Origin of the sequence: Amycolatopsis sp. SID8362 (assembly GCF_010550475.1) — a bacterium.
GTDB classification, from domain to species: domain Bacteria; phylum Actinomycetota; class Actinomycetes; order Mycobacteriales; family Pseudonocardiaceae; genus Amycolatopsis; species Amycolatopsis eburnea.
The window spans coordinates 1-5705 of the sequence record NZ_JAAGNB010001769.1; the positions used below are offsets into that span (position 1 = coordinate 1).

At 73.8% G+C, this 5705-nt stretch carries 5 protein-coding genes; all 5 read right to left on the reverse strand.

Annotated features, from left to right (window positions below):
- On the reverse strand, positions 1-495 hold a 495-nt coding region (locus G3I65_RS54305; protein WP_309236109.1), incomplete at its 3' end, for an aldolase/citrate lyase family protein.
- Positions 492-1700 carry a CaiB/BaiF CoA-transferase family protein gene (locus G3I65_RS54310; protein WP_160704233.1) on the reverse strand — a complete coding sequence of 403 codons (1209 nt, stop codon included), beginning with the start codon at positions 1698-1700 and terminating at the stop codon, positions 492-494. The genes G3I65_RS54310 and G3I65_RS54305, both read right to left, overlap by 4 nt.
- Positions 1697-3550 (reverse strand): SUMF1/EgtB/PvdO family nonheme iron enzyme, encoded by a 1854-nt coding sequence (locus G3I65_RS54315; RefSeq protein ID WP_160704247.1) that lies wholly within the window; start codon positions 3548-3550, stop codon positions 1697-1699. The genes G3I65_RS54310 and G3I65_RS54315 overlap by 4 nt, the downstream gene beginning before the upstream one ends.
- Entirely contained in the window at positions 3547-4413 is an 867-nt protein-coding gene (locus G3I65_RS54320; RefSeq protein ID WP_309236110.1) for a ribokinase, read from the reverse strand. Before G3I65_RS54320 ends, G3I65_RS54315 begins: the two co-directional genes overlap by 4 nt.
- A 152-nt stretch (positions 4414-4565) precedes the next feature.
- Positions 4566-5705: ADP-ribosylglycohydrolase family protein (locus G3I65_RS54325; protein WP_160704249.1), on the reverse strand; the 1140-nt coding region annotated here is incomplete at its 5' end.

Below are 5705 nucleotides of genomic sequence, written 5' to 3' on the forward strand. Positions count from 1 at the left end.
GACGATCACCCGGCTGCGCGCCCAGGTCAGCCCGGCGTCGTCGGCCACGCCGAGGTCCGAGCGCAGGTCGGCCTCGCCCAGCCCGATCGACGCCACCCGCGGCGACGCCGTCGCGATCTCCAGCGCCCGTTCCACACCGAGCGCGGACTCGATCAGCGGGTGCAAAGCCCGGTCCGGCAGCACCGCCGCGACGGCCAGGACATCCGACGGCGCCTCGACTTTCGGGAGCCGCACGCCCACCGACGGCGGGAGGCCCGCGACCGCCGCGAGATCGGCGTCGTGCCACGGCGTGCTCGGGTGGTTGACGCGCACCTGAACCGGCCGGTCCGCGGTGGTGAGCAGGTCGATCGCGTTGGCGCGGGCTTCGTCCTTGCGGGCCGGGGCGACGGCGTCTTCCAGGTCGACGAGCACGACGTCGGCCGCGGACGCCAGTGCCTTGCGTACCCGGTCCGGCCGGTCGGCGGGCGCGTAGAGAAGCGTGAGCGGCGGCGTCACACCGCACCCCGCTCCCGCAGTTCGGCCACCCGCTCCGGCGAGAACCCGAGTTCGTCGAGGACCGCGTCGGTGTCGGCGCCGTGCGGGCGCCCGGTGAACCCGATGACGCCGTCGTGGCCCGACAGCCGGAACAGCGGGCCCTGCATGAGCATCGGCCCCAGCTCGGCGTCGTCGATCTCGTGGATCGTGCCGAGCGCCCGGAACTGCGGGTCGGCGACGATGTCGGCGGCGTCGTAGATCGGCGCCACCGCGGCCTGCGCTTCTTCGAACGCGGCGACGACCTCGTCACGCGTGCGCTGCCCGATCCACTTGCCGACGGCTTCGTCGAGTTCGTCGGCGTGCTGCGCGCGTTCGGCACCGCTGGCGAACCACGGTTCGTCGGCCAGGTCCGGCCGGCCGACCATCCGGACCACGCGTTCGGCGATCGACTGGGCCGAAGTGGACACCGCGACCCACTGGCCGTCGGCGGTGCGGTAGGTGTTGCGCGGCGCGTTGTTGATCGACCGGTTGCCGGTGCGCGGCTGGACGGTGCGCAGCTGGTCCCAGCGCGTGATCTGCGGGCCGAGCATGGCGAGCATCGGCTCGATGATCGCGGTGTCGACGACCTGCCCGCGCCCGGTGTTCGCGCGCGCGGCGAGCGCGACCATGATCGCGTACGCCGTGGCCAGGGACGCGACGCCGTCGGCAAGCCCGAACGGCGGGAGCGTCGGCGGGCCGTCCGGCTCCCCGGTGGTCGCCGCGAAACCGCTCATCGCTTCGGCGAGGGTGCCGAAACCGGGTCGGGTCCGATAAGGACCGAGCTGCCCGAATCCGGTGACGCGGGCGAGGACGAGCTTCGGGTTCCAGCTCGCCAGCTCGTCGTACCCGAGGCCCCAGCGCTCGAGGGTGCCCGGGCGGAAGTTCTCGATCACGACGTCGGCGGTGGTGGCGAGGGCGAGGAAGACCTCGCGGCCGCCTTCGCTGCCGAGGTCGGCGGTGATCGTGCGCTTGTTGCGGCCCAGCGTCTTCCACCAGAGGTTGACGCCGTCCTTGGCGGCGCCGTGCGTGCGCGCCGGGTCCGGCTTGCGCGGGTGCTCGATCTTGATCACCTCGGCCCCCATGTCGCCGAGGTGCATCGCGGCCATCGGCCCGGCGAAGAGCGTGGACGCGTCGACGACGCGCAGCCCGGCCAGTGCCCCGGCAGCGGGGTCGCGGGAGACGGTCACGACGGCACCTCCCACGCGCACCGGAAACCGACGGTCGCGCTGCGGGCGAGCCCCAGGCCGGGCAAGAGGAGTTTCACGGTGTACTCGGGTCCTTTCCGGCCGCCTTCGACGTACCACTCCGAGCCTTCGGCCCGGTAGTCGCTGCCGCCCTTGAGCATCACGAACCGCGTGCGGCCGTCGGAGTGCTCGCTCTCGGTCCAGTTCCACACGGCCGGGGTGCCGCGGCGCAGCCGGTCGCCCGCCAGCTGCCACTCGTCCTCGGTCGGCAGGCGACCGCCGCGCCACGCGCAGTACGCGCGGGCGTCGTCGAGGTCGACGTGGGTAACGGGTGCGTCCGGCGCTCCTCGGTGCTCCCGCGCCGGTTCGTAGCCGGTGGCGGCCAGGAACTCCGCGTACTGCGCGTTGGTCACTTCGGTGGCCCCGACCGCGACCGCCGTCGTCAGCTCGCCTTCGCGCTGCAGGGTCCGGGCGTCGTGCAGGCGCGGCGGGAGTGGCTTCCATTCGTCCACATAGGGCGCTCCCTGGTACATGCCCGTCTCCCGGGCGCGGTATCGGACGGTCAGCACGTACGGTCCGGCCGGGACGACAACGGCGTCTTCGTCGGGCACACCGGTTGTCCGTTGTGGACTCACGCGGCGCGCGATCCGGTGCGGGAACCGGGCATCCGGGTCGTGCGGCAACGGCGGGAGGTCCGGCCGCCAGCCGTCCACCGTCGCGCCGATGCCGCGAGCCGGGACCCCGCCGAGGAGGTCCGTGCCGGGCAGCGGGCCGTGGTAGTCGGTGTCGCCGCGGTTGACGAGTGTCCACAGTGTCCGGTCGCCGAGTTCCCACTTCGACGCGTAGACACCGGCGGCTTCGGCCTCGGGCGGCAGCTCGGCCAGGGGTGTCCACTCGCCGTCGAGGAGGAGGTCCTTCGCCAGGCGCTGCAGGGTGACCATCCGGCGGACGGTGGCGGCGTCGCGGGGCGACCAGCCGACCCAGACGCCGAAGACGACCTCCCAGACCATGACCCCGACGCCGTTGAGCCACGCGGACTGCAGTTCTTCGCTGTGGTCGCGGTGCCAGCGGCGGACGTGGTGCTGCATGTGGCGCCGCTCGTACCAGTGGGCGCGCAGGACGCCGGGCACGGGCGAGTCGGCGAAGAACTGGGCCCACGACGCCGCGTGGTCCTCGATCCGCTCGACGGCGAGCTTCGACTCGCCTTCGACGACGATCCCGGGCCGGGCGGCTTCGAGGCGTTCGACGAACTCCGGCTCGGCCTTCTTGAGCGTGTCGAGGAAGACGCCGTCGGCTTCGAAGTCCTTGACGAGCGCGGCCAGTTCGGTGAGGTCGTCCGCGCCGCGGCGGGTGCCGACGTCCCAGGGGTTGTAGTCGACGAAGACGTGCAAGCCCTCGGCGTGCAGGATGGCGATCAGCTCGGCGAGGCCGGGGACGTCGCGGTAGAAGTCCCACTGGTTGCGGTCGTCGAGGCCGATCACCGGGTAGGCGTGCCAGAGGACGACGGCGTCGAGCCCGCCGAAGCGGTCCCGCGCGTCGGCGAGGAAGCGCTCGGGCGTGAAGCTGCGGCCTTCGAACGAGTAGAGCAGCTCGTCCCAGAGCCAGACCTGGGCGACCGTGTGGCACGACGCCGCCCAAGTCGCTTGTGGACGGTCGTAGGCGGCACCGGTGTAGCCGTGCCGCTCGCGGGCGTCTTCCCGCCATTCGTGGAGCTTCGCGCGCCACGCGGGCCGGTCGGCAGGGTCCGCCGGCGCGGCGAAGATCTTGGCTTCGTCCAATGCGGACAGCGGTCCGCGCACCTCGGTCGGCTGGTCGATCGGCCGCGGGACGAGCGGGTCGAAACCGGCGGTCATGGTGCCTTTCCTTCGAGTTCCGCCACTTCCGCGGCGGTCGGGACGGCGGCCTGAGCCCCGGGCCGCGTGACGGCCAGCGCGGCGGCGGCACCCGCTCGCCGTGCGGCTTGGGACAGGTCGTGGCCGTGGGCCAGCGCCGCGGCGAGGACGCCGCAGAAGGTGTCGCCCGCGCCGGTGGTGTCCACGACGTCGACCGGGATGCCGGGGATCCGCACGGGTTCTTCGCCGCGGCGGAGCACGACGCAGCCCTCGCCGCCGAGGGTGACGACCACCGCGGGCACGCGCTTGAGCAGCTTCTCGGGCTCACCCGCGAGATCGGCGGCTTCGTGCTCGTTGACGACCAGCAGGTCGACGACCTCCCAGAGTGAATCGGGCAGCTCCCGCGACGGCGCGGCGTTGAGGATCAGCCACGCCCCGGCCCGCTTGGCCGCGGCGGCGGCCGCGACGACGTCGAGCGGAATCTCGAGCTGCGCGAGCACGACATCGGCTTCGGCGATCCGATCGGCTTGCGCGGCCCCGATCTTCACGTGGTCGTTGGCCCCGGGCGCGACGACGATGGCGTTCTCGCCGTCCGGGGCCACGGTGATGAAGGCGGTTCCGGTCGGCGCGTCGGCGCGTTCGACGAGATCGGTGCGGACCCCGGCGCCGGCGAGGGAGACGAGGATGAGGTCGGCGCCTTCGTCTTCGCCGAGCGCGCCGACGAAGCTGGTACTGGCACCCCCGGCGAGCGCGGCGGCGAGGGCCTGGTTCGCGCCCTTGCCGCCCGGGCTGCGGCGGAGGCGGTCGCCGAGGACGGTCTCACCGGCCCGGGGCACCCGGGCCACGTCGACGGCGAGGTCGACGTTGGCCGAGCCGACGACCACGACCCGCCCGGTCGCCGAGGGAGGACCGACCGCAGCCCCACCGCCGGTGGCGGACCCGCCCGGCAGGCCTGCGTCGACCCGCCCGGCATCGCCGCCCGCGGCCCCACCGAGCCTCGCGGCATCACCCGCCAAGCCCGAACCGACCCGCCCGGTCACCGGCCCGCCTCCGCCAGCCTCGCCGTGCGGGCCGCGAGATCCGCGATCCGACGTTCCCCACCAGGCAGCGAAGTCGCGATCCGCCCGTCCAGCGGCTTGCTCCAATACTCGCCCACCCCGCTCACCGCCCCCACCACTCCCCCGACCGTCGCGGCCGCCGAGTCGGTGTCCCAGCCCGCCGTCACCGCGATCGACACGCTCGGGCCGAACTCGCCGCCGCCCTTCGCCAGTGCGTACGCGATCACCGCCGCGTTGTTCAGCACGTGCACCCAATGCAGGTGCCCGTATTCCGCGTGCAGCCGGTCGAGTCCACTCGCGACGTCGCCCTCCGCGGCCGCGGAACGTCCGAAGTGGACCGCCGCCGCCAGTGCGCTCGAAGCCGGGATCGCCGCCGTCGCCGCGTCGAGGACTTCGTCGACCGTGTCGCACACCATCGCCGCCGAGGCCAGGCCCGCGGCCCACATCGCGCCGTACACGCCGTTGCGCGTGTGGCTCAGCCGGGCGTCCACCCGCGCCAGCCGGGCCGCGCCGTGGACGTCGCCCGGGCGGATCCAGCCGAACACGTCCGCGCGGATCAGCGCGCCGATCCACTCCCGGAACGGGTTCCGGTACGTCGCCGTGTCCGGGCGCGCGTCGAGGAGGTTGCGGTACGCCGCGCGCTCCGCCGTGAACACCCGGCCCGCGGGCAGGTTGTCCAGCCACAGCTGGGCGACGTCCTCCGTGGTGAAGCCCAGGCCGCGCTCCTCCACCAGGGAAAGCGCCAGCATCGGGTAGTTGAGGTCGTCGTCCTCGGGCATCCCGTCGATGTTCTCCTCGAGCGACGTCGGCGCCGACCGGCGGTTCCACGGCCACCGCTCGGCGACGTCGGCGGGCAGCCCCACCGCGGTGAACCACCCGGAAAGGGGCCACCGGCCGGTCGCGCGCAGGATCTCCTCGATCCCCTCGCGCGGGATCTTCTCCACCGGCTTGCCCAGCAGGCAGCCCGCCGCCCGGCCGGTCCACGCGTTCAGCTCGCGGCCCCGGGACCCGCGTGGCAGCGAAGGCGCCGCAGGCAGCTCCGGTTCCGGCTCGGACACCGGCGCGTCCAGCGAGTCCAGCAGCTCCCGCGCCAGCGCCCGCAGCCCGGGTGCCGCGGG